Source organism: Amycolatopsis sp. NPDC004772 (genome assembly GCF_053601215.1).
Map to the genome: position 1 here is coordinate 38604 of NZ_JBSGBK010000027.1, position 22714 is coordinate 61317.

Consider the following 22714-nt stretch of genomic DNA (forward strand, 5'->3'; position numbering starts at 1 on the left):
GGAGGCGGCGCATGCTGGGCGCGACGGGCCCGGGGAGGCGTTGTGAGAGTTTTGTGGATCGTGTGGGGTATCGCCGTGGTGAACGTCGTGGCGTTCTTCGTGAGCTTGGCCGAGTACCTGATTCGGGCCCGCTTCACCAAAGCGGGTATCCCGTCCGTGCCGCTGATCTCGCTCTTCTTCGCCGTCGGGACGACGCCGGTGGGTGGCCTCTGCGGTCTGCTGCTGATCGCGCTGACCGACGCCGGCGTCGGCCTCCTCGCGGGCACGGCCGTCGTGCTCGCCGGGCCCGCGCTCGTCCTCGCGTTGTTCGTCGACAAGTGGTGGGCGTTCTTCCCGGTTCACGGTCGGCCGTGGGTCACCGCCGACCAGGCGTCGACCGCGCCGTGTCCGTAGAAGCCGTTGAAGGACGGGTCGCCCGCGCATGTTGCCGTGTATGAAGCGTCGTGGCCTTCGTCGAAGTAGTCGACCGTGCGCGGGACCGGGCAGGGGATCTTCGCCGCCGTCCGCTCGAGGATCCGCTGCACGACGTCCGGGTCGAGGCCCAGTCCCCCGCCGCGGAGCGGATGGCCGTACTGCGCCACGATCAGCGCCGCGACGCCGGCCGCGTGCGGGGCCGCCATCGACGTTCCCTGCAGCCACCGGAAGTAGCCGGCCCGGCCGTCGGCGGCCGTCTGCTTCTCGATGCCGACCGACGCACCCGCCGGGGTGATGTCGCCGGCGGCGTCGATGTACCCGGCCGCCACCCCGACACTGCGGGCGTAGGTCGAGAAGATCTCGTTGTCGCGGCTGTCGTACCACGGCGTCCCGAAGTAGTCGCGTTTGTACCCGCCGGGCGCGGACACCGAGATCCGCTCGAGGCCGTAGTTCGAGTAGTCCGCCTTCGCCTGGGACGGGCCGAACCCGGCCACGCCGATCGTGTGCGGCCCTTCGAGCGGCAACGTCAAGCAGGTCGCGTTGTCCACCGTGCGCGGGTGCGCCCGGTTCGAGGGGTAGTCGGGGCTCGTCGCGTCCGGCTGCGGCGCGCCCAGGTCGCTGTGCTGGTTGCCCAGGGCCACCACGATCGTGACGCCCTTGCGGTGGGCGTAGTCCAGCGCGCGTTTCGTCGCCTCGATGACGGTGCGCTGCTCGGCCTGCTCCGCGGGGGAATCCGCCGGGTTCGCCGGGCAGTTGAACAACCACGGGTCGATGTAGAACGACATGTTCACGACGTCGATGCCCGCGTCGCCGGCGTAGGTCAGCGCGTCGACCGTCGGCTGGAGGAAGTAGAAGCCCGAGTCCTGGGCGGCGCGCAGGCTCACCAGGGTCACGTTCGGCGCGACCCCGGAGACCCCGAAGCCGTTCGCGGCCGCCGCGATGGTGCCCGCGAGGTGCGTGCCGTGCCCGGTGCCGTCGACGTCGACCGGGTCGACGCAGCCGCGGTACTCGCACGGCCCGTCGACCGGCACGCCGTTCTCGTCGGCGACGATGTCCTTGGTGAAGTTGCGCGAGCCGGCGCGGTCGAAGTTCGGCGCGAGGTCCGGGTGGGTGGCGTCGATCCCGGAGTCGATCACCCCGACCTTGACCCGCTTGTCGCCGGGCTGGACCGTGCGGGCGAGGTCCGAGCGCACGGACTTGAGGCCCCAGAGCCGGTCGTCGAGCGGGTCGAGGCCGGCGGAAGAGCCCTTCGGCTTGGCCACGCCGCGGCCGGCGTCCGGCTCGGCGACGTCGGGTTTCGGCACGGTCCGGCCGGCCTGGGGCACGGTGCCGATCGACCTCGACCGGCCGGCGCCGAACACCGCGCGGTCGCCCGTGACCCGGTCGAGGAACCCGCCGGCGGGGGCGCTCGCGGTGATCAGGCCGGCCGCGGCGTTGCTCGTGACGACCGTGCCGCCCGCCGCGCGGATGGCCTTCTCGGCCGCCGCCACGTCGTAGCCGCCGGCCTTCTCCCGGGCCAGGACGGAGAACTCGGTGGTGGGGCCGGACAACCGCGGCTGCGCCGAGCTGGGCACGGCGAGCGCGCCCAGCAGCGGCACGGCCACGGCCAGTGCGAGAGATCTCTTCACAGCTGTTCTCCCGAGTGACGCAGTTCCAGCGTGCAGCACTTGACGCTGCCGCCCCCTTTGAGCAGTTCCGACAGGTCGGCGCCGATCGGCTCGAAGCCCCGTTCCCGCAGCTGCGCGCTCAGCCGCGTGGCGGCCTGGGGCAGGACGACGTGCCGTCCGTCGGAGACGGCGTTCAGGCCGAACGCCGCGGCGTCGGCGGCGGAAGCGATCACGGCGTCCGGGTACAGCCGCTCGAGCCGCCGCCGGCTGGCGTCGGTGAACGCCTCCGGCCAGTAGGTGATCGTCTCGTCGTCGAGCACGGCCAGGGCGGTGTCGAGGTGGTAGTGCCGCGGATCGACCAGTGTCAGCCCGACCACCGGCAGGCCGAAGAACGCCGCGGCCTCCTCGTGGGCGCGGGGGTCGGTGCGGAACCCCGATCCGGCCAGGATCCGGGGGCCGGCGACCAGGAAATCGCCTTCGCCTTCGTTGTGCCACCGCGCCTGGCGGACTTCGCGGTACCCGCGCCCGGCGAACCACTCCGCGTACGCCGCGGACTCCGGTTGGCGCTGCCGGTGGCGGAAGCGCGCAACCAGCACCCGGCCGTCGACAACGGTGGCCCCGTTGGCCGCGTACACCATGTCCGGCAGCCCGGGCCGCGGGTCGAGCAGGTCCACCCGGTGGCCCAGGTCGAGGTAGAGGTCGCGCAGCCACTCCCACTGCGTGACCGCCAGCCCGGTGTCGGTCGGTTTGCCGGGGTCCATCCACGGGTTGATCGAGTATTCGACGTCGAAGTGGCCCGGTCTGACCATCAGGTAGTGCCGCACTGTTCTCCTCGGGTGATCAGGCCGTCTGCAACGACTTCGTGGTGCCCACCAGCCGCTTGACCAGCTGGTCGCGGATGCGGGGCGGGATGTCCGGGGCGAACCGCCGGAAGTAGCTCTCGGCGTGCGCCGGGCTGTCCATCAGGAACGGCAGGTCGAACACGACCAGCTTGCGCACGGCCAGCAGCGGGACCGGCGCGCGCAGCGCCTTGAACTCGTCGTTCCACAGGCCGGGCTGGTCGCAGACCGGGTGGAACTGCCCGATCATCAGCCCGTCGGCGACGAACCCGTCCTTGGCCTCGCGCTGCAGGTCGTCCAGCGGGGTCGCGTCGTGGTGGTCCAGCTGCGGCAGCACGAGCAGGATCGTCAGCAGCTCCCGGTGCTCCGGCGGGAAGCCGGCCGAAAGCCGCTCGTACCACGCGCGCAGGCTCTCGATCGCGGCGTGGGCGTCGACGTCGCCGCTCGGGGCGGTCAGCGCGGCCAGGTGGAAGAGTCCTTTGTGGAGCGACGGCTGGGTGTAGGGGCACACCGGGCCGTTGCGGCCGAGATCCGGGTGGGCGGACACCAGGTACCGCCACGCCCAGGCGAGGATCTCGCGCAGGGGCGGGAGGTGCTCGGCCGGCACGGCGCCGCTGCTCACCTCGGCCGCCGTCCAGATGCCCACCTTGTCGTCGCCGATCATGAGCCGATGCTTTGCGCGAAGGTGAAGAACCCGTCCGGATCGACCCGCTCCTTGATCTCCTTCAGCCGCGGGTAGTTGACGCCGTAGTAGGCGGTGCGCCAGTCCGCGAGGTCGGGGTCGGTGAAGTTCTGGAACGCGCGGCCGGACACGTGCGGCGCCATCGCCTCCCCCAGCTCGCCCAGCCAGCGGAGGTTGGCCTCGACCACGGCCGGTTCGTCGTCTTCGGCCCACGAGGTGTCCATGGCCAGCAGGAACATCGTGTCGCGGTGGACGAACGCGGTGTCCGTCGCGCCCACGCGGTTGATCGCGCCGCCCCAGGAGAACAGCGCGGCCCCGCCGCCGTCCGGGTTGCCACTGGCCGGACGGCGTTCGACGAACGACAGCATCGTGGCGATCGCCTCGTCGGGCAGCGGCCGCGTGGCGATGTTCGTCCGGGACGCGAACGCGCCCTCGGCGGTCTCGTGCCGCAGGTCGTCCTTGGCCTGCCAGAAGGTCCGGTCCGCGATGGCCGTGCGGACCGGCGCGGCGACCGACAGCACGGGGTCGAGGATCTCCCGCAGTTCCGCGGCGGACCCGAAGTGCTGCCCGACGGCCGAGACGACCGGGTCGCCGCCGGCCTTGCTGACGCCGATCCGGGCCGCGAACTCGTCCGGGGCCTGCCGCACGGTGTCCTGGAGGACGGAGAAGACCTTCGCCGCGTCCGCGCTGTCCCACAGCAGGACGTAGGTGGCGCAGCCGGCCACCGGCCGCGCCTGGAAGGTGAAGGACACGTTGACGCCGAAGTTCCCGCCGCCTCCGCCGCGGCAGGCCCAGAACAGGTCGGCGTTGGTGTCGGCGTCGCAGTGCAGCAGCTGCCCGTCGGCGGTGACGATCGTGGTCGCGACGAGCGCGTCCGCGGTCAGCCCGTACACGCGGGAAGTGGCGCCGCACCCGCCGCCGAGGGTGAGCCCGCCGATCCCGACCGTGTCGCTGTTGCCCAGCGCGAACGCCATTTCGTGGGGTTCGATGGCGGCGTGGACGTCCGCCATCAGCGCGCCGCCCGCGGCGGTCACGAGCCCGGTCGAGCCGTCGGCGGTCACCGTGTTCAGGGCGCCGAGGTCGAGGACGAGCCCGGTGCCGACCGAGTGGCCCGCGAAGCTGTGCCCGCCGCCGCGGGCGACGACGCCGACGCCGGTGTCGCGCGCCCACGTGATGGCGCGCTGCACGTCCGTCGCGTCGGCCACGGACACCACGCCGGCGGGGGTGATGCCGGCGAAGCGTTTGTTGAACGGCGTGCTCGCCGCGCGGAACCCGGCGTCGCCGGGCCGCCGGACGCGGCCGGTGACCGCGCGCTCGAGGCGTCGCCAGTCCTCGTCGGAGGGGCGCCGGGCCACTAGCTCACCTCGTCGAGGTAGGAGACACCGGTGGCGGCGTGCGGGCCGTAGCGCTCCCACACCTCGCGCAGCCGGAGGTGACCGTCTTCGGCCACCTCCGGGGTGTTCACCGTGTGCCCGCAGATCACCTCGCCGGTGGCGAGCACCAGCGTGTACCCCAGGTGGAGGACGCCGTTCTCGCGCTGGGTGCCGGTGAGCGCGCCGCGCCGCACCTCTCCCCCGGCGAACTCCGCCCAGACGACGTCGTCCTCCTGCCGGTACACGGCCACGGCCTCGGCGCCGGGCTTGCGGAACTTCCGCCCGTCGTAGTCGATCACGCCGGTCCCGCCTCACCGGTGTCGTGCGCGACGAACTCGGCCGACATCTCGCGGTCCCACCAGATCGCGTAGTAGGAGAAGTCTTCGCCGTGGGCGGGGTCGTTGAAGAGGTGGTGTTCGAGGCCCGGGCGCAGGAACACGAGGTCCCCGGCCGCGAACGCGTGCCGCCGCCCGTCGCCGGTGACCACCTCGGCCCGCCCGGCCATGCCGATGAAGATTTCGTGTTCGTGGTGGGCGTGGGCGACCGAGGCGTCACCCGGGCGCAGCACGCACCAGGCCCCGCGGAAGGGGGCGGTCAGCCCGTCCCACGGGTAGAGCAGCTTCATGTCCAGTCCGTAGGCCCGCGTCAGGTTCTCGGGCTCCAGCCTGCGGATGTCCAGGAGGGCAAGGTCTTGGTCAGTCACATCCCACTCCGATCAGCGTGGTCCGACGCCGATCGACGCTAGGTGCGGCCGGTTTCCCGGCGATAGGGGAACTGTTCCCGATCGCCGGTGAATTCGCCCCGGCCGAGGCCCGCGTCCCGCGCCAGCACGATCGCCTGTGCCCGATCGGCTACACCGAGTTTCGTGAAAATTGCCGACACACGATTGCTGATGGTCTTGGACGCGAGGCCGAGATCGCGGGCGATCACCGCATTCGAGCGGCCCGCGGCGATGCGATCGAGCACCTGCCGTTCCCGGGTCGTCAGGTGCGGAAAGGGATACGGTTCGGGACCGGCGGTGCGCACCAGAGTGCTGAACCGGGCGGCGATCGCCCGGCCGACGATCGCCTCGCCGGCCGCCACGACCCGCACCCCGCGCACGATCTGCTCGGCGTCGGCGCCCTTGACCAGGTACCCGCGCGCCCCGGCGTGGATGGCCGACCGGACGGCGGTGTCGTCGTCGGCCGCGCTCAGCACGAGGACCTTCGTTTCCGGCGACACCATGGCCACCCGGCCGATGACATCGACCGGCCCGGACCCGCCGAGCTGCGGATCGACCACCAGCACGTCCGGGCGGTGCCGGGCGGTTTCGGCGATCGCCCCGTTCGCCGTGGCCGCCTCGCCCACCACGAACACGCCGCCGGCGTGCTCCAGCGCGGCCCGGACCCAGTGCCGGACCGACGACTGCGGGTCGGCGAGCAGCACGGTCAGCGGGGCGAGATCGGGGTGTTCGACCGGCCACAGCCGGGCGGTGTAGCCGAAACCGGTGGCGTGACTCATCGTTCCCCCAAAGTGAACTGCTGCCGATCCGTCGCCGATCGGCTCCTCCCGGTGAAAGCGCGTGCCGCGCCTTCCATATCCGACAGGAGAGTCTCGCCGTAAGGGATAATTGATCGCAATCAATTTCCTTGATCGCAATCAATTCGCCAGGACGGCGGCCGGGACGCAAACGATCTCGGCGAGATTCCCGGAAGCCAGGGAAAGCCGTCCCTACCACCCGGGAAAGAGTGCTCCTTACGATCGGTCCGGCGGCACGCGGCACGCCGACCTATTCCCAGAAATCGGAGTGTATCTGTGACCGAAGTACAGGTGGGTTTGCTCGCGATCGGCGCCGGACCGGCGAACCTCGCGCTCGCGGTGGCCATCGAGGAGTCCGGGCACCCGGAACTGGCCCGGCAGACACTGCTGCTGGAGCAGGGACCGGACATCAAGTGGCAGCGCGACCTGCTGATGCCGTGGGCGCGCAGCCAGGTCTCCTTCCTCAAGGACCTGGTGACCCTGCGCAACCCGCGCAGCAAGTTCTCGTTCCTCAGCTTCCTCCACGACCAGCAGCGCCTCGACGAGTTCGTCAACCTGGGAACGTTCCATCCCTTCCGGTGGGAGTTCTCGGATTACCTGCAGTGGGTGGCGAAGTCGCTGGAGGAGGTGCGGATCCGGTACGACGCGAAGGTGCGGAGCATCGAGCCCGCGCGCGACGCCGACGGGTCCATCGTCGGCTGGGTCGCCACCCTCGCCGGCGGGGACACCATCCGCTGCCGCGACCTGGTCGTCGGCGGCGGCCGGGACACGCACGTGCCGGACGTCTTCGCCGGCCTGCCGGCGGACCGGCTCATCCACAGCGCCCAGTACCGTCGCCGGATCGCGCAGCTGCCCGCGGACGCGCCCCTGCGCGCCGTCGTGGTGGGCGGGGCGCAGAGCGCGGCGGAGATGTTCATGGCGCTGCACGACAACCTGCCCAACAGCACCCGCACGATGATCGTGCGGTCGGTGGGCCCGCAGAACTACCAGACGAGCAAGTTCGTCAACGAGCTGTTCTTCCCGTCGTTCGTCGACCGGTTCTACGACAGCCCGCCCGAGGTCCGCCAGCAGGTGCTCGACGAGATGCGCCTGACCAACTACGCCGGCGCGGCCCCGCCGTTCCTCGACCACATGTACACCACGCTCTACCAGCAGCGCGGCATCGGGCAGCACCGGTCGGAGGTGCGGACGCTGACCGAGGTCGTCGGCGCCCGGGTCACCGGCGACGAGGTCGTGCTCGACCTGCGTGACCGCACCAGCGGCAAGGTGGAACCCCTGCACTGCGACCTGGTGCTGCTCGGCACCGGCTTCGACAACCGGATGCCCGCGCTGGTGCGCGACCTGGCCGAGCACGTGGGCCTGGCGGAGATCTCGGTCAGCCGCTGCTACCGGGTCGACCTCGGCGAGTCCGCCTGGGGTGCGGTGTACCTGCAGGGCGTCAACGAGGCCACGCACGGGATCGCCGACTCGCTGATCAGCGTGCTGGCCCACCGGTCCCGCGACATCGTCGACGACCTGCTCGCCCGCCGCGGCGGCGGCGAGCGCGAGGCCGTCTGATGGACCGCCTCGTGGTGATCTCACCCGCGCCGACGGCGAACGGGGACCTGCACCTGGGCCACCTCGCGGGGCCGTTCCTGGCCGCGGACGTCTGTACCCGCTACGCCCGCGCGACCGGCCGGGAAGCCTTGTACGGCACCGGCATGCACTTCACGCAGAACTACGTCGTCGCCGCGGCCGAGCGCCTCGGCGTGGACCCGGAGGACCTGCGGGAGCGCTCGGCCGAGCAGGTCCGGCAGACGTTCTCCGCGATGGGCGTCGAGATCGACGGGTTCGGCTGCCTCGGCGACCGGTTCACCGCGATGGTGACCCGCTTCTACGAGCGCCTGCACGCCCGGGGCCTGCTGGAGCTGCGGGCGGTGTCGTTCCCCTACCTGCCCAGCACGGGCGAGTACCTGATGGACGCCTACGTCACCGGCGGGTGCCCGTTCTGCCTCGCCGACGGGTGCGCCGGGATCTGCGAGAGCTGCGGACTCCCGATCGCGCCCGGGGAGCTGATCGGGCCGCGCTCGGCCACGCGTCCGGACGAGCCGCTGGAGCTGCGCGAGGTGAACATCCTCGTGTTCCCGGTGGAGCGCTACCGCGCCGCGCTGGAGGCCTACTTCGCCCGGACGCCGATGCGGCCCGGCATGGCCCGGCTGATCGAGGCCGCCCTGGCGCGGCCGCTGCCGGACTTCCCGATCACCCAGCCGGCGTCGTGGGGCATCCCGGCGCCGTTCCCGGAGGTGGCCGGGCAGGTGTTCTACGCGCACATGGAAGGCATGCCGTGGAGCATGTTCACCACCGCGCTGGGCGCCGAGCGGCGCGGGGCGGTGCTGGCGGCCGACGACGAGCTCTGGCGCTCCGGCGCCGGCACGACGGTGGTGTACTTCCTCGGCCTGGACGCGACCTACCCGTTCGCGATCGTGGGCACGGCGTTGCTGACCGCGCTCGGCGAGCACGTGCTGCCGGCGCAGTACCTCACCAACGAGTTCTACGAGCTGGCCAGCGAGAAGTTCTCGACCAGCCGGGGGCACGTCGTGTCCGGCCGGGAGCTGGCCACCGAGGTGCCGCGCGACCTGATCCGGTTCCACCTGTGCGCCACGAGCCCGGAGTACCAGCGCACGGACTTCACCCGCGAAGCCCTGCTGCGCGTCGGCGAGACGCGGCTGACGGGGCCGTGGAACCGGGTCGCGGCGGCGGTCGACCGGTGGGTGGACCGCGGTCCCCTGCTGGTGTCGGCCTCGGCGAGGCGGACGGCCCGGCGGATGGCGGAGCGGTTCGCCGACGGCTACGAGCTGCGGCGGTTCAGCCTGACGGCGGCGGCTTCGACGCTCGCCGAGCAGCTGGCCCGACTGGACCGGCTGGCCGCGGCGGTGACGTCGGAGACGGCCGGTGACCTGTGTCATCAGGTGGACGTGTTCTTGAGGTGCGCGGCGCCGATCCTGATCGACCTCGCGGCCGCGGCCCTGCCGGACACGATGCTGCCGGGCCACCCGGACGCGGACACGGTGACCCCGAAGCGCTTGCCGCGGCTGTCGGTGACGGTCAAGGCGGCTGAGGCGTCCGGCGTGACTGACGCAGTGGGCGCGGCCGGCGGCACCGGGCCGGCCGCGGTGGCACGAGCGCGGACCGCGCCCGTCGCCCCCGAAGCGGCCAGCCAGGGAAGCGCTCCGCCGGCCGGGGCGACGGCTCGCTGATGGCTACGGTCGCCGTCGTCGGGGCCGGGGTGACCGGGCTCGTGACCGCGATCGGGTGCGCCCGGGCCGGGCACCGCGTTCTCGTCCTCGACCGCGGTGCCATCCCGAACCCCGCGTCGACGTCGTCCGACCAGCACCGGGCCCTGCGGGTGCTGCGCCCGGACGACGTCGACGGCACCGCGCGGATGGCCGAAGCCCGCCGGCGGTGGGCGGAACTCGAAACGCTGCTGCGGGCGCGCTTCGTGCGGCCCGTCGGTGTCGTCACCGCCGGCACCCCGGACGAGCTCGCGCGGGCCTTCGACACCGCCCGCCAGGCCGGGATGCCCGCCACCGCCGTCGCCCCGGACACGCTGCCGCCCGTGGTGTTCCCCGACGGGACCGGCGGCGTGTTCGACCCCGGCGGGGCCGTGCTGCTGGCCGATCGGTTCCTGCGCGCGGCCGTCGACTGGCTCGCCGCGCAGCCCGCCGTGACGCTGCGGTCCGGGTGCGCCGCCGCCGGTGTCCAGGACCACCGGCTGGTCCTGGACACCGGCGAGGAGCTCGGCGCGGACGTCATCCTGCTCGCGGGCGGGCCGTGGACCAGCGCCCTGGGCGGGCCGCCCGTCGTGCTGTACCGGCAGACCATGGCCTACCTGCGCCCGCCGCCGCACCTGGCGGCCTGGTGGGCGTCGGCGCCCGGGGTCGGCCGGATCGGGGGCGACCGCCGGGCCTGGCTGCTGCCGCCCGGGGGCGGGACCCTGCTCAAGATCAGTTCGGACGCGGTGTGCCGGGAAGTCGCCACCACCGCGGATCCCGACCGCGCGCCGTGGGCCGGCCGGCTGCTTTCGGAGCGGCTCCTCGCCGGGGACCACACCGTGGTGGCGACCAAGGACTGCCACTACGCGGCCGATGCCGTCACGGGTGGGCCCGTCCTCGCCCGGATTCACCCGTCGGTGTGGGCCCGCTCGGCCTGCGGCGGCTCCGGGTTCGGCGCCGCTCCGCTCGTCGCCCGGGAAATCCTCGGCGCCATCGAAGAAGTGACCGACAAGGAGTGTGCGTAGTGGAGTTCACGATCGTGGGGGCCGGCATGGCCGGCGCGTTCCTCGCGCTCTCGCTGGGCCGGCAGGGACACGTCGTGACGGTGTACGACCGCCGCCCGGACCCGCGGGGGACGACCGTCGCGGCGACGTCGATGAACCTGGGCCTGTCCCGGCGCGGCCTGGCCGCTCTGGACCGCTTGGGGCTGCAGGACGAGGTGAAGCGGTTCGTCGTGCCGATGCGCGGGCGGCTGCTGCACAACACCGACGCCGGGCTGCGGTTTTCGCCCTACGGCGACGGCGGCATCCTCGCCATCCAGCGCCAGGACCTCAGCGCGGTGCTGGTGGACGCCGCCCTCCGGGAACCCGGGGTGCGGTTCGTCTTCGACACGCGGTGCACCGGCGTGGACCGCGACCGGCCGTCGGCGACTTTCGAAGGCCCGGACGGAAAGTCCATCACGGTGCAACCGGACGTCGTGGTGGGCGCGGACGGCGCGTTCTCGGCCGTTCGCCGGTTCATGCACCACGAGCTGCGCGCGGAGTTCTCGCAGAGCTACCTGGAGTGGGGCTGGCGCGAGCTGCACATCCCGGCCGCCGCCGACGGCAGCCACCGGATGGCCGACGACGTCTTCCACCTGTGGCCCCGCGGCGACACCATGATGTTCGCCCACCCCAACCGCGACGGGTCCTTCACCTGCTCGTGCGTCCTGCCGTTCCACGGCCCGGCCGGCTTCGACTCGCTGCGGACGGCGTCGGACGTGGAGGCGTTGTTCCGCCGGGAGTTCCCCGACGTCCTGGCCCTGGTCCCCGACCTCGGCGAGGCGTTCCTACGCCGGCCCACCTTCAACCTGGTCACCGTCAGCACCGCCCCGTGGACCTACGAGGGCAAGGTGGTGCTGATCGGCGACGCCTGCCACGCCGTCTACCCGTTCCTGGCCCAGGGCATGAACTCGGCCTTCGAGGACGCGCTCGAGCTGACCGACAGCCTGGCCGCCCACCCGGCCGACCCGGCGGCGGCGCTGGCCCGGTACTACGCCCGCCGCAAGCCCAACACCGACGCGCTCGCCACCATGTCCCACCGCAACTTCGCCGAGCTGCGCGACACGGTCCGGTCCCCGGCGGTCCGCCTGGAGCGGGCCTGCGACACGGTGCTGGAGAAGCTGTTGCGTCACCGCTGGATGCCGTTGCACGCCATGGTCACCAACACCACGATCCCCTACCGGCAGGCCCAGCACCGGGCCAGCCGCCAGCACCGCCTCCTGAAGTTCCTCGGCGCGACCGCCCTCTCGGCCGCTGCCCTCGCCGCGGGTCGCCGGCTTCGCCGCTGACCCCCGCATCGGAAAGAGGCCTTCGCCGAACCAGCGGCGAAGGCCTCTTTCCGTTTTGCGGGAACGCCCTTATCCGGGACGGACCTCGATCCGCACCAGCCCGGCGGCTTTCTCCGCGCGCTGCAGGGCTTCGGCCGGGTTGTCCGCCTGGGCCATGACCAGGCCCGAGCGGTCCCAGGAGCTGCGCAGGCCGGCGAACCGGTGCCCGGGGCCGACCTGGAGGTCGACGAGGAACACGCCCTCGACCCGGCGGGCCTGCTCCAGGCCGACCACGGCCTCGATCACGCCGGGCTCCATCGGGACGAACCGGACCGCCGCACCGCCGGTCGCCTGCGCCGGCAGTGCGGGCGGGGTTTCGCCGCGCATCACGGCGAAGTACGCACGCAGCAGCTCGATCGAGTAGGCGCGGTCGATGATCTCCATGATGCCGTCCCCGGCGATCCGGCCCGCGCACTCCACCAGGTACGGCACGCCGTCGTCGCCGACGATCCACTCGCAGTGGACGATCCCGTCGGCGAACCCGGTGGCCGTGACGACCCGGCGGGTCACCTCCGCCAGCGTTTCGGTGAGCTCGCCGGGGATGTCGGCCGGCACGATGTGGGCCAGCTCCACCGGGTACGGGCCCGGGTAGAGCTGTTTGCCCGTGACGTTGGCGAACAGCTGCCGGCCGCCGCGGACGAGCAGCTCGACGCTGTACTCGGCGCCGGGCACGTACCGCTCGGCCAGCATCCGCAGTTCCATCGGCCGGTCCGGGACGAAGATGCCCTCGTCCTGCTCGACGCAGTTCGCCCAGGCCCGCTCGGCCTCGGCCGGGTCGCGGACGATCCGGGTCCCGACGGAGGCCTGCCGGTTCGCCGGCTTGAGCACCACCGGCCCCGGGTGGGCGCGCATGAACTCGAGCACGTCCGCCGGGCCGGTCACGGTGGTGCTTTCCGGGTTGGCCAGCCCGGCCGCCGCGCTGACCCGGCGCAGCACGGCCTTGTCCCGCAGGATGAGCGCGGCGCCGAGGCTCGCGCCCGGCAGGCCGTAGCGTTCGGCGAGCCGGGCGGCGAACGGCGTGGCGTACTCGATCAACGGGATCACCGCGACTGGGTCCAGGTCCGGGTGGGCAGCGTGGAACTCGTCGGCCGAGCCGGGCCGGGCGTGCTCCCACTCGACCAGTTCCCGCACCAGCGCGGACCCGGCCAGGCGGGCACGCAGGTCGCGCTTGCGGACCACGTCCGGCTCCTCGACGAGGACGACCGAGCCGTCGGGCTCGGCGCCGGTGAGGGCCAGCAGCACCGGCGTCACGAACCCGACGACCAGGACGGGCCGCTCACGCATCGGCGTCGGACTCGGTCTTCGGCTTGTCCACGATGCCGAGCATGAACCGCATGGAGGGCCGGGCCCCGACCAGGTGCGCCCCGACCGTCTGGGTGACGCGGTCGCGGGCGGTCGGGTGCATGGCCATGGTCACCGCGTCGCGGAGCCACCGGTTCATCGGGTCACCGGAGCGGATCGCGGCGGTGCCGAGCAGGTCGCACAGCCGCAGCACGACCCGCTTGGCCATCTGGAACGCCTGCCAGCCGGTCAGGGCCGGGGCGACCCGCTCGTCGGGGGTGAGGTCGTCCAGCGTGCCGGTGCCGTCCGCGGTGACCTCCCACTGCCGTTCCAGGGCGCGGTACACCCCGGCCCGGGTGGTGCTGTAGTCGGCCTCGCACTCGGCCAGGGTGATCTGGATGTGCTCGTTGTCCTTCCAGGCGAGGCCGCTCATCCGCCAGGGCGAGCCCTTCAGCATGTCGACGCGCTCGATGGTGAGGTCGCGGACGTAGTCCAGGGCGGCCCGCGCGACGCCGAGCGGGGCGCCGCACATGCTGCGCTGGATGACGTCCGGCTGCACCAGCGGCCCGTTGGGGACCTTCGGGTTGTCGAAGGTCAGGGTGTGGTTCTCCGGGACGAAGACGTCGGTGATCGTGTAGTCGCTGCTGCCGGAGCCGCACAGGCCGAGGGTGTACCAGTTGTCGAGGGAGCGGATCTGCTCCTGCGGCACCATGAACAGGCGCGACTCGTGCGGGTTGCTGCCGTCGGGGCTGGCGTAGGGCTCGCCGTTCTCGAACACCATGGCGCCGGAGGCCACCCAGTCGGCGTGGGTCGACCCGCTGCCGAAGCCCCACCGGCCGGTGAGCATGTAGCCACCGGGGACGCGTTCGGCGTGCCCGGTCACCGGGAGCACCCCGGCGGAGTGCATGTCGATGCTGGTGAACATCCGGCGGGCTTCGTCCTGGTCGAGGAAGTTCGCGTGCAGGCCGATGTCCGAGCCGAGCTTGGCGCACCAGCCCACCGAGGCGTCGCCGTAGGACAGTGCCTCGATCACTTCGGTCTGCTCCATCGAGGTCATCTCGGGGCCGCCCCAGGCCCGGCTGAAGCCGATGCGGAAGACGCCGGCGTCGCGCAGCAGCTGCACGACGTCCTCGGGCAGGCTCCGGTTCGCCTCGATCTCGGCGGCCCGTTCGCGCAGGACCGGCGCGAGCGCCTTCGCGTTCTCGAGGATCTGCGCGCCGGTCAGCGGCACATCGGTGCGGGCGGGCTCGGTCATGGTCATGCGGAAACTCCCTCGTGTTCGTCGACGTCGAGCAGCCCGGCGGGCATCTCGAAGGCGGTTCCGGGTTCCGGTGGGCCGACCGGGACGGCGTCGACCCGCACCGCGGCGGCGGCGGTGTCCAGGCGCCGGTCGCAGGTTTCGGGGTCGTCGGCCTCGCACACCACGAACGAGTGGCGGGCGAGGTAGCCGCCGGGGGGCAGCCGCAGGGTGGTGCCGGGTGCGGTCATCGGCGCCGCGAGGACCAGCCCGGGCACCTGCGCGCGATCGGTGGGGACGGTGATCTCGTCGACTCGGCAGTCGTGGTCCGGGTAGCCGAACCGGATGCCGGCCACCGCGTTCCGGCTGCGGGTGATGGCCGGCCGGTGCCCGGTGGCGACGGCGAACAGGACGTCGCCGGGATCGATGCCGGTGGCCGTCTTGCCGAGGAACGGGATCAGGTCGCCGCCGAGGCGCCCGTTGACCTCGATGATCACCGGGCCGCGGTCGGTCAGCCGGACCTCGGTGTGGGTGATGCCGTCTTCCACGCCGAGCGCGCGGTGCGCCCGCACCAGGACGTCCAGCAGCTCGGTGTCGTGCAGCAGCGGGTCGCCGGCGTCGACGACGTGGCCGACCTCTTCGAAGTAGGGCGGGTCGCCGGTGTGCTTGCGGGCGACGAACATCGGCAGGTATTCGCCCTGGTGCACGGCGGCGTCGATGCTGATCTCCGGCCCGCGGACGAAGCCTTCCACGATCGCGGCCCCGCCGTAGCGGCTCTGGTCGACGGTGGCCGCTCCCATCGCGACCGCGAACGCGGCGTCCAGCTCGGACTCGTCGCCGGCGAACACCACGCCGATGCTCGCGCCCATGGCCCGCGGCTTGAGCACGACCGGGTAGCCGATCCGGGCGGCCGCCGCGCGGGCCTCGCCGAGACCGGTGGTCAGGGCGTACCCCGGCTGCGGCAGCCCTTCGGCGGTCAGCACGGTCCGGGTGCGGTTCTTGTCCCGGCAGCCGCGGACCCCGGCCACGCTCAGGCCGGGCACGCCGAGCTCGGCGGCGAGCTCACCGGCGGCGAGCACGACGGGTTCGTCCCAGCACATCAGGCCGACGACGTGGTGCCGTGCGGCGACTTCGCGGGCGGCGGCGAGCATCTCGTCGGCGTCGAACACGTCGACGTGGACGATGTCGTCGAAGTAGGCGCGCTGCCAGGTGGGCTTGAGGTTGTTCAGCAGGACCAGCCCGAGCCCGGCCCGGCGAGCGCACCGGTGGATCGACTCGACGAGGTATTCGCGGTAGGTCCGCAGTCCGCTGCCGATGACCAGCAGCACGCTCTGGGGTTCGTTCACGATCGTTCTCCCACGGCTTCCGGTTCGGGGACGGGCACCGGCGCCGGGGGCGTCCGGAGACCGTAGATGTGCATCGAGCCGGCGGCGACGGACAACAGCGCGCAGCAGGCCCAGAACACCGGCCCGCCGTAACGGCTGAAGACGAACAGCCCCAGCACCGGGCCGACCGTCGCGGCCAGGCCGGACAGCGTCTCCTTCGTCGCGATGTACCGGCTGCGCACCGGCGCCGGGAAGGTGGCCGGGTGCGCGGCCGTGCTCGGCCCGTGGATCATCAGCCCGGACACCGCGAACAGCGCGCCGGCGAGCACGAAGAACGGGGACTGCGCGATCAGCCCGTAGAGGGTGAACCCGAGCCCGCTGACCAGGTTGCCGGTCAGGCCGGCCACGTACTTCGGGATGCGGACGATGTAGGTGGTGATCTTCAGTTCGCAGGTGATCAGCACGACCGAGGAGATCACCAGCACCGTGCTGTAGAGCCCGACCGGGTAGCCGGCGGAGACGATGTTCAGCGGCAGCACCGCGACCGACCCGGCGTAGACCATCATGCCGAACACGCCGGCTACCAGGTAGCAGAGGAACCGGGTGTCGCGCAGCATCGTCCCGTACACCGCACGGGCGCTCGCGGCCCTCGCCGGAGCGCTGCCGGGCTCGGTGCGGTGCCGGTCCGCGGTGCGCCGCGGGAGCAGGGTGAAGGCCAGCAGCGCCCACGCCGCCGCGGTCGCGCCGTCCAGCCAGAACAGCAGGTCCCAGTTCACCAGGATGAGCACGGCCGCCAGCAGCGGCGCCACGGCGGCGCCGATGTTCAGCGCGATGCGCATCATCGAGAAGCCCATGACCTTGTGCTCTTCGGGCATGGACTCGGCGAGCAGCACCGCGGCCGCCGGCCGGTAGGCCTGGATGGCCAGCCCGGACAGCGCGACCACCGCGAGCAGAGCCGCGGGCACGCCCCGGACCAGCGGGATCGACGCGACGAGCGGCGCCGCGCAGGTCATCACGGCCACGATCGTCGTCCGGCCGCCGAACCGGTGGGTCAGCTCGCCGCCCAGCATGGCGCCGAAGATCGCGCCCACACTGTAGGCGGCGAGGCAGACCCCGGCGAACCCGGGCGAGCTGCCCCGGAAGGTCAGGTACAGCACCAGGAACGTCTGGACGAACGCGCCCAGCTGGTTGACGAGCATGCCGGCCAGCAGGTACCTGACCGGGGCGGGGGTCGCCCGCAGCACCGCGAAGACGCCGGTCCGCGTACTGCCGGTCACCCGGCCACCTCCTTGGTCGGTCGCACAGTCACCTCCGTGGTCACGAACTCACGACGGCCGGCGGCGCGCGGGAGCCCGCTGCGTACACAGTGGACAGTGAGCGCCGCCGGCCCGATGCACGAAGGCTAGGTTCGGCCGGTTCCCGGAGGGTAGGGGAACTATTCCCGGCGACCCGGGAATCTCGCCGCCGCTTCCGCGGCGAACACCTTGACCAGCTCGGGAATCGCGTAGCGACCGGCGACGTCGGCGCGCCGGAGGAGCCCGGCGTCCACAATGGATTCCAGGAGCTCGTCGGCGGTCTCGGTGGCGACCCCGATGGCCGCGGCGATGCGCGCCGGTGTCACGCTGCCGGTCCCGAAGTGGTGGACGGCCGCACGTCCGGCGGCGGGAAGGCTTTCGTACGCCGCGGTGAAGCGGTCGCGGACGTTGACGTCCCCGACGCTGAGGCTGTCCAGGAGCCGGTCCCGGCCGGTGGTGACGGTGATCGCCCGTTCCGGGCGCGCGGCGATCTTGCGCCCGATGACGCTGACGGCCAGCGGCAGATCGCCGCAGCGGGCGGCGATGGCGTCCGCTGCGGCGTGTTCGGCGTGGATCCGGCGTTCGCCGGCGAGCTTCCCGAGCAGCGCCAGCGATTCCGGGCGGGTGAACGCGGTCAGCTCGACCCGGTGGGCGTCCTCCAGGGCCGGTAGCCGGGCGCGGCTGGTCACTACGACCTGGCTGTGGGCCGACCGGCCGAGCAGCGGCCGCACCTGTGCCTCCGTGGCCGCGCCGGTGAGCAGGACGAACAGCCGGTGTTCGGCCAGCAGCGACCGGTACAGGTCGATCCGGTGCGCCGGGTCGTCGGGCACGAGGTGGGCCGCCACGCCGAGGGCGCGCAGGAAGCCCCGCACGATGCCGTCGGTCGAGCGGCCTTCACCGAGGTCGGCGTAGAGCTGCCCGTCCGGGAAGCCCGCGGTGATCTCTTCGGCCAGCCGCAGGGCGAAGGTGACTTTGCCGGTTCCGATCGGCCCGGTGACGAGCACCGGCGCCGTCCCCGGGCCGCTCGCCGCGACGGCGTTCGCGAGCTCCGGTTGCCGGCCGACGAAGGTTCTCGAGCCGGGTGGTAGTTGCGCCGGCCGGACGGTTCTGCCGCGGGACTTCGGTGGTTCGTCGTCTCCCTTCTGGCCGGCGATGCTCCGCCAGCGCTGTTCCCACGCCAGGCGGTCCCCGCCGCAGGCGGACACGAAGGCCAGTGTCACGGCCAGGGTCGGCAGCCGGCGGCCGCTGGCGGCACTGGACAACACTGACGGCGCGAAGTGCGCGGCCCGGGCGAGTTCCCGGTAGCTGGCGTTCCCGGCCCGGCTCCGCAACGCCCGCAGTTCGTGAGCGAAGGCGGCGATCGGTCCGGCGGTGAGGTCCAGCGGGCGTTCTGGCCGACCCATGCCATCTCCCTCTGCCTGAGCTCATTGCTAAAGGGGCAACGAGCTTTACCACAGATACAAAGGGAAATCGGGCCGCCGCGGATGGCCCGATCGGCGTAACCCGGGTGGCAGGAAACGACGCCGTTTTTCCGGTCACCGCACGGGCTGCGCGAGGCTACGGTGGTGTCGCGGCGCGAACCGCCTGCCAGCTCAGGTGGATGTCTCCAGCGGCCGGTGACAGGTGCGCTGCCGGCCGGGTGAGGTTCGCTCGCGGGCGCGTGTATCAAGCGGTGGCCCGCCCGCTCCGGGAAGTGTGCCCAGGGAAGTCCTGCCGCTCCGCGGCCAGCAGCGCGACGATCGCCGGCGTGTTGCGCACCCTCGCCAGGCACCGGGCGCGCGACGGGCCGATCGAGCCGACCGGAATCCCCAGCGTCGTGCTGATTTCCCGGTAGGACCGGGGCGGGTCGTCGAACAGCAGCGAGAGCAGCTCCCGGTCCGGCCGCGACAGCTGGGCGCAGGCGGTGCGGGCGGCGACCAGCCGCTCGGCTCCGATGATCGTGGCGTCGGGCGCGGGGCCCTCGGGGTCGGCGAACATCGTGGCCTCGGTGGGGATCTGCCGGTTCCGGTGACGCAGCAGCCGCAGGCACTCGTGCCGGGCGGTGGTGCGCAGCCAGCCGGGCAGCGCGTCCGGTTCGCGGATCTGCGCCAGGTTGGCCACCAATTGCAGCCACACCGCGCCGCTGATGTCCTGGGCGTCGGCATCGCCGATCCGGTGTTGCCGGCACACCGCGTGGATCAGCGAAGAATAGCGGTCGACCAGCTCCCGCCAAGCCCATTCCGCACCTCGGGCCGCATTTTCCAGCAATCGTCCCGCCGACTCGTCCCGCATGGTCCCTCCTCGAACTCGGCTGTTCCCGGGTTCACGATTCCGCCACGCCCTGGACGCCGACCTTGCAGAGACCTTGCGGTGCGGGCAGCATCGACGTGGCCGGTCCGGACGCGTCGAGCACGGGGAGTCCGCCGCATGGAGTTCCTGCTGTTCGGGGCGGTGCAGCTGCGCGTCGCGGGAGAGCCGCTGGACGTCGGGACCCCACGGCAGCAGGCCGTTCTCGCGGCATTGGCGGTCGATGCCGGGCGCCCGGTTCCGATGGAGACGCTGATTGATCGGGTTTGGGGTGAAAACCCGCCGGAAGAGGCGCGCAATGTCGTCTATTCCCACCTGAGCCGAATACGCCGGCTCCTCGATCGGGTGACGGAACTGACCGGTACGCCGGCCGGGGTCACCCGGAAAACCGCGGGTTACCTGCTGGAAATCGACCCCGGTGTCGTCGACCTGCACCGGTTCGCCCACCTGGTCGACCGGGGCAACGATCTTCGCGCCTCTGACGCCGACCGGGCCGCCGCGTTGTCGGAGGCCCTGCGCGGCTGGCGGGGTGCGCCGCTGGCCGGCCTCCACGGCGACTGGGCCGAGCAGGTCCGCACGGCCTGGCACCGCCGCCGGCTCGACGCGGCCGTCACCTGGGGCGAGCTGGAACTCCGGCTCGGCCGGCCCGGCACGGTCATCGGCGCGCTACCCGAGCTGGCGGCGGAGTACCCGCTCGCGGAGCCGCTCGAAGCGTTGCTCATGCGCGCGCTGCACGCCGCGGGGCGGGACGCGGAGGCGATCGAGCGCTACGCCGCCGTCCGCGCCCGGCTCGCCGACGCGCTCGGCACCGATCCGGGCGCCGAGCTGCGAGCCCTGCACGGCGAGATCCTGCGGGGCGAGCTGCCGCCCGGCCCGCGCGCCGCGCCGGCTTCCGTCCCGGCACAGCTGCCCCCGGACACGCCGGGGTTCGCGGGCCGGGAGCGGTCGTTGCGCCGGCTCGGCGAGATCGGGAGCGAGCGGTCCCCCGCCCCGCGGATCGTCGTCCTGTCGGGCACCGCCGGGGTCGGCAAGACGGCCCTGGCGCTGCACTGGGCCCACTCGGTGGCCGGCGAGTTCCCCGACGGCCAGCTGTACGTGAACCTGCGCGGTTTCGATCCGACCGGGTCGCCGGTGGCCCCGGCCGACGCGGTGCGCGGGTTCCTCGAAGCCCTGGACGTCCCCGACAACCGGATCCCCCGCACCCTCGACGCGCAGGCCGGCCTGTACCGGACGCTGCTGGCGAACCGGCGTGTGCTGGTCGTGCTGGACAACGCCCGTGACGCCGGGCAGGTGCGCCCGCTGCTGCCCGGGGCGCCGGGCAGCGTGGTGCTGGTGACCAGCCGCGACCAGCTCACCGGTCTGGTCACGGCCGGCGCGCGTCCCCTCGCCGTCGACCTCCTGGACACCGCGGAGGCGCGGGCGCTGCTGCGCGGCCGGCTGGGTGCGGACCGGATCGCGGCCGAGCCCGCGGCGGCGGACGAGATCATCGCCCTGTGCGCGCACCTGCCGCTGGCCCTGGCGGTGGTGGCGGCGCGCGCGGCGATCCACCCCGGGTTCGGGCTGGCCGCGCTGGCCGGCCAGCTGCGGGACGCGTGTGGCCTCGACGAGTTCGCCGCCGCCGACCCGGCGACCGACCCCCGGGCCGTGTTCTCCTGGTCGTACCTGCGGCTGGATCCCGCGGCGGCCCGGCTGTTCCGCCTCTTCGGCCTGCACCCCGGCCCGGACCTCGGCACGCCGGCGGCGGCGAGCCTGGCCGGGCTGCCCGCGGGACGGACCCGGGTGCTGCTGACCGAGCTGGCGCACGCGCACCTGATCGCCGAGCCGGCCCCCGGCCGCTACACCCTGCACGACCTGCTGCGCGCCTACGCCGCGGAGCTGGCGTCCGAGGAGGAGTCCCCCGCCGGGCGGGCCGTGGCGGCGCACCGGCTGCTCGGCCACTACGCCCACACCGCCTACCTCGCCGACGGCTTCCTCGACCCGCGGCTGGAAGTGCCGCCCGAGCTGACCCCGCTCCCCGAGGGAGCCGAGCCGGACCGGATCACCGACCACCGGCGGGCGCTGGCGTGGTTCGAGGCCGAGCACCGGGTGCTGCTGCAGGCCGTGCACGCGGACGCGGAGTTCGACGCCCGGGTCTGGGAGCTCGCCTGGTCGATGCAGCGGTTCCTGAACATGCGCGGGTACTGGCACGACGAGCAGGAAGTGCTCACCACCGCACTGGCCGCCGCGCGCCGGCTCGGTGACCGGCGCCAGCAGGCCTTCGCCCACCTGCACCTGGGCGGCACGCACGCCAGGTTCGGCCGGCACACCGAAGCCGGCACCGACCTCGGAGCGGCCCTGGAGTTGTACCGCGCGAGCGCCGACGTCGTCGGGCAAGCCCACGCCCACCGCCAGTTCGCCTGGCTGCTCGACAAGCAAGGCCTCGCCGCGGACGCGCTCCCGCACGCCGAACAGGCCCTCGAGCTGTTCCAGGCGGCCGGGCACCGAGCAGGCGAGGCGACGGCACTCAACGCCGTCGGCTGGTTCCACACCCTGCTCGGCGCGCACGCCGAGGCCATCGCGTACTGCCGGCGGGCCCTCGACCTGCAGACGCAGCTCGGCGACCAGATGGGCGCCACCCAGAGCTGGCACAGCATCGGCTACGCCCACAAGCAGCTCGGGGACCACCCCCGGGCGATCGCCTGCTACGAGCGGGCGCTGGAGATCGTGCACCGCAACGGAAACCTCGTGACGGAGGCGCGGGTGCTGATCGAGCTCGCCAACCTCCGCCACGAACTGGGCGAGGCCGAGGCCGCCCGGTCCGGCTGGCAGCGGGCGCACGACATCCTCGCCCACCTCGCGCACCCGGAGGCGGACGAAGTACGGATGAGACTGGCCGAAGTACACAGTGGATAGTCACCGAACCGGAGGAAAAATGTCCGAAAAGGACCAGCCGGCGGACCTCGCCGATTTCTGGCCGAATCTGAAGAAACTGGCCAAGGCGCTCCCGGAGGAGCAGCAGGAATTCCTGTCCGCGGTGCTCTGGTTCGCCTGGCTCGCGACGGCGAAGGAGAACGCGGTCGAGCGCCGGATCACGGAGGCGTTCAGCTCCGAGTTCGACGAGTCCTTCACGCCCGAGCAGCAGGAGCTGCTGGTGAACTACCAATCCGACTCCTCGGCGGCGTTCGTGGTGCCGCGGTTCATCAAGGCGTCCTTCATCCGGTAGCACCTGAAGCCGCCGCGTGCGGGGTTGGAGCCCGGC

Annotated in this window: 19 protein-coding genes and 1 pseudogene; 7 read left to right on the forward strand and 13 right to left on the reverse strand. The window is 72.7% G+C overall.

Going from position 1 to position 22714, the window contains the following annotated elements:
- Positions 1-42: 42 nt before the first annotated feature.
- Entirely contained in the window at positions 43-393 is a 351-nt protein-coding gene (locus ACWEF6_RS18460; RefSeq protein ID WP_449684046.1) for a hypothetical protein, read from the forward strand.
- Here ACWEF6_RS18460 and ACWEF6_RS18465 read toward each other — a convergent pair.
- The 7 genes and pseudogenes from ACWEF6_RS18465 to ACWEF6_RS18495 all read right to left on the reverse strand — a co-directional run bounded on the left by ACWEF6_RS18465 (position 339) and on the right by ACWEF6_RS18495 (position 6538).
- Positions 339-2042 (reverse strand): S8 family serine peptidase, encoded by a 1704-nt coding sequence (locus ACWEF6_RS18465; RefSeq protein ID WP_449684047.1) that lies wholly within the window; start codon positions 2040-2042, stop codon positions 339-341. The genes ACWEF6_RS18460 and ACWEF6_RS18465 overlap by 55 nt on opposite strands.
- Positions 2039-2848: pseudogene (gene ddaH, locus ACWEF6_RS18470) on the reverse strand (dimethylargininase); the annotation flags it as partial. The pseudogene ddaH and the gene ACWEF6_RS18465, both read right to left, overlap by 4 nt.
- 13 nt (positions 2849-2861) lie before the next feature.
- Positions 2862-3524 (reverse strand): DUF6875 domain-containing protein, encoded by a 663-nt coding sequence (locus tag ACWEF6_RS18475; protein ID WP_449684048.1) that lies wholly within the window; start codon positions 3522-3524, stop codon positions 2862-2864.
- A complete protein-coding gene (locus tag ACWEF6_RS18480) occupies positions 3521-4897 on the reverse strand; it encodes an FAD-binding oxidoreductase (protein ID WP_449684049.1) in 1377 nt (458 codons plus the stop codon). The genes ACWEF6_RS18475 and ACWEF6_RS18480 overlap by 4 nt, the downstream gene beginning before the upstream one ends.
- Positions 4897-5214, reverse strand: coding sequence for a hypothetical protein (locus tag ACWEF6_RS18485; protein WP_086837841.1), 318 nt, complete (start codon positions 5212-5214; stop codon positions 4897-4899). The genes ACWEF6_RS18480 and ACWEF6_RS18485 overlap by 1 nt, the downstream gene beginning before the upstream one ends.
- Positions 5211-5618 (reverse strand): cupin domain-containing protein, encoded by a 408-nt coding sequence (locus ACWEF6_RS18490; RefSeq protein WP_310976119.1) that lies wholly within the window; start codon positions 5616-5618, stop codon positions 5211-5213. The genes ACWEF6_RS18485 and ACWEF6_RS18490 overlap by 4 nt, the downstream gene beginning before the upstream one ends.
- Before the next feature lie 38 nt (positions 5619-5656).
- Positions 5657-6538, reverse strand: a complete 882-nt coding sequence (locus ACWEF6_RS18495; protein ID WP_449684050.1) for a LuxR C-terminal-related transcriptional regulator — start codon at positions 6536-6538, stop codon at positions 5657-5659.
- A 171-nt stretch (positions 6539-6709) separates the two neighbouring features.
- Between ACWEF6_RS18495 and ACWEF6_RS18500 the strand changes: the two genes are divergently transcribed.
- The 4 genes from ACWEF6_RS18500 to ACWEF6_RS18515 are packed head-to-tail and all read left to right on the forward strand — an operon-like array spanning position 6710 to position 12013.
- Positions 6710-7990 carry a SidA/IucD/PvdA family monooxygenase gene (locus ACWEF6_RS18500; protein ID WP_449684051.1) on the forward strand — a complete coding sequence of 427 codons (1281 nt, stop codon included), beginning with the start codon at positions 6710-6712 and terminating at the stop codon, positions 7988-7990.
- Positions 7990-9669 (forward strand): class I tRNA ligase family protein, encoded by a 1680-nt coding sequence (locus ACWEF6_RS18505; RefSeq protein ID WP_449684052.1) that lies wholly within the window; start codon positions 7990-7992, stop codon positions 9667-9669. Before ACWEF6_RS18500 ends, ACWEF6_RS18505 begins: the two co-directional genes overlap by 1 nt.
- Positions 9669-10709 (forward strand): NAD(P)/FAD-dependent oxidoreductase, encoded by a 1041-nt coding sequence (locus ACWEF6_RS18510; protein ID WP_449684053.1) that lies wholly within the window; start codon positions 9669-9671, stop codon positions 10707-10709. Before ACWEF6_RS18505 ends, ACWEF6_RS18510 begins: the two co-directional genes overlap by 1 nt.
- A complete protein-coding gene (locus ACWEF6_RS18515; protein ID WP_449684054.1) occupies positions 10709-12013 on the forward strand; it encodes an FAD-dependent oxidoreductase in 1305 nt (434 codons plus the stop codon). Before ACWEF6_RS18510 ends, ACWEF6_RS18515 begins: the two co-directional genes overlap by 1 nt.
- Positions 12014-12082: 69 nt before the next feature.
- On the opposite strand, the gene ACWEF6_RS18520 is transcribed toward ACWEF6_RS18515, so the two are convergent.
- The 6 genes from ACWEF6_RS18520 to ACWEF6_RS18545 form a co-directional block, all read right to left on the reverse strand.
- A complete protein-coding gene (locus ACWEF6_RS18520) occupies positions 12083-13336 on the reverse strand; it encodes an ATP-grasp domain-containing protein (protein WP_449684055.1) in 1254 nt (417 codons plus the stop codon).
- Positions 13329-14594, reverse strand: a complete 1266-nt coding sequence (locus tag ACWEF6_RS18525; protein ID WP_449684056.1) for an acyl-CoA dehydrogenase family protein — start codon at positions 14592-14594, stop codon at positions 13329-13331. Before ACWEF6_RS18525 ends, ACWEF6_RS18520 begins: the two co-directional genes overlap by 8 nt.
- A complete protein-coding gene (locus ACWEF6_RS18530; protein ID WP_449684057.1) occupies positions 14591-15916 on the reverse strand; it encodes an ATP-grasp domain-containing protein in 1326 nt (441 codons plus the stop codon). Before ACWEF6_RS18530 ends, ACWEF6_RS18525 begins: the two co-directional genes overlap by 4 nt.
- Positions 15913-17172 (reverse strand): MFS transporter, encoded by a 1260-nt coding sequence (locus ACWEF6_RS18535; protein ID WP_449684058.1) that lies wholly within the window; start codon positions 17170-17172, stop codon positions 15913-15915. The genes ACWEF6_RS18530 and ACWEF6_RS18535 overlap by 4 nt, the downstream gene beginning before the upstream one ends.
- A 158-nt stretch (positions 17173-17330) precedes the next feature.
- A complete protein-coding gene (locus ACWEF6_RS18540) occupies positions 17331-18593 on the reverse strand; it encodes a helix-turn-helix domain-containing protein (protein ID WP_449684059.1) in 1263 nt (420 codons plus the stop codon).
- Between the two features lie 262 nt (positions 18594-18855).
- Positions 18856-19461, reverse strand: coding sequence for an RNA polymerase sigma factor (locus ACWEF6_RS18545; RefSeq protein ID WP_449684060.1), 606 nt, complete (start codon positions 19459-19461; stop codon positions 18856-18858).
- 135 nt (positions 19462-19596) lie between these two features.
- Here ACWEF6_RS18545 and ACWEF6_RS18550 point away from each other — a divergent pair, with 135 nt between their 5' ends.
- Entirely contained in the window at positions 19597-22368 is a 2772-nt protein-coding gene (locus ACWEF6_RS18550; RefSeq protein WP_449684061.1) for a BTAD domain-containing putative transcriptional regulator, read from the forward strand.
- Between the two features lie 19 nt (positions 22369-22387).
- Positions 22388-22678 carry a hypothetical protein gene (locus tag ACWEF6_RS18555; protein WP_449684062.1) on the forward strand — a complete coding sequence of 97 codons (291 nt, stop codon included), beginning with the start codon at positions 22388-22390 and terminating at the stop codon, positions 22676-22678.
- Positions 22679-22714 lie beyond the last annotated feature (36 nt).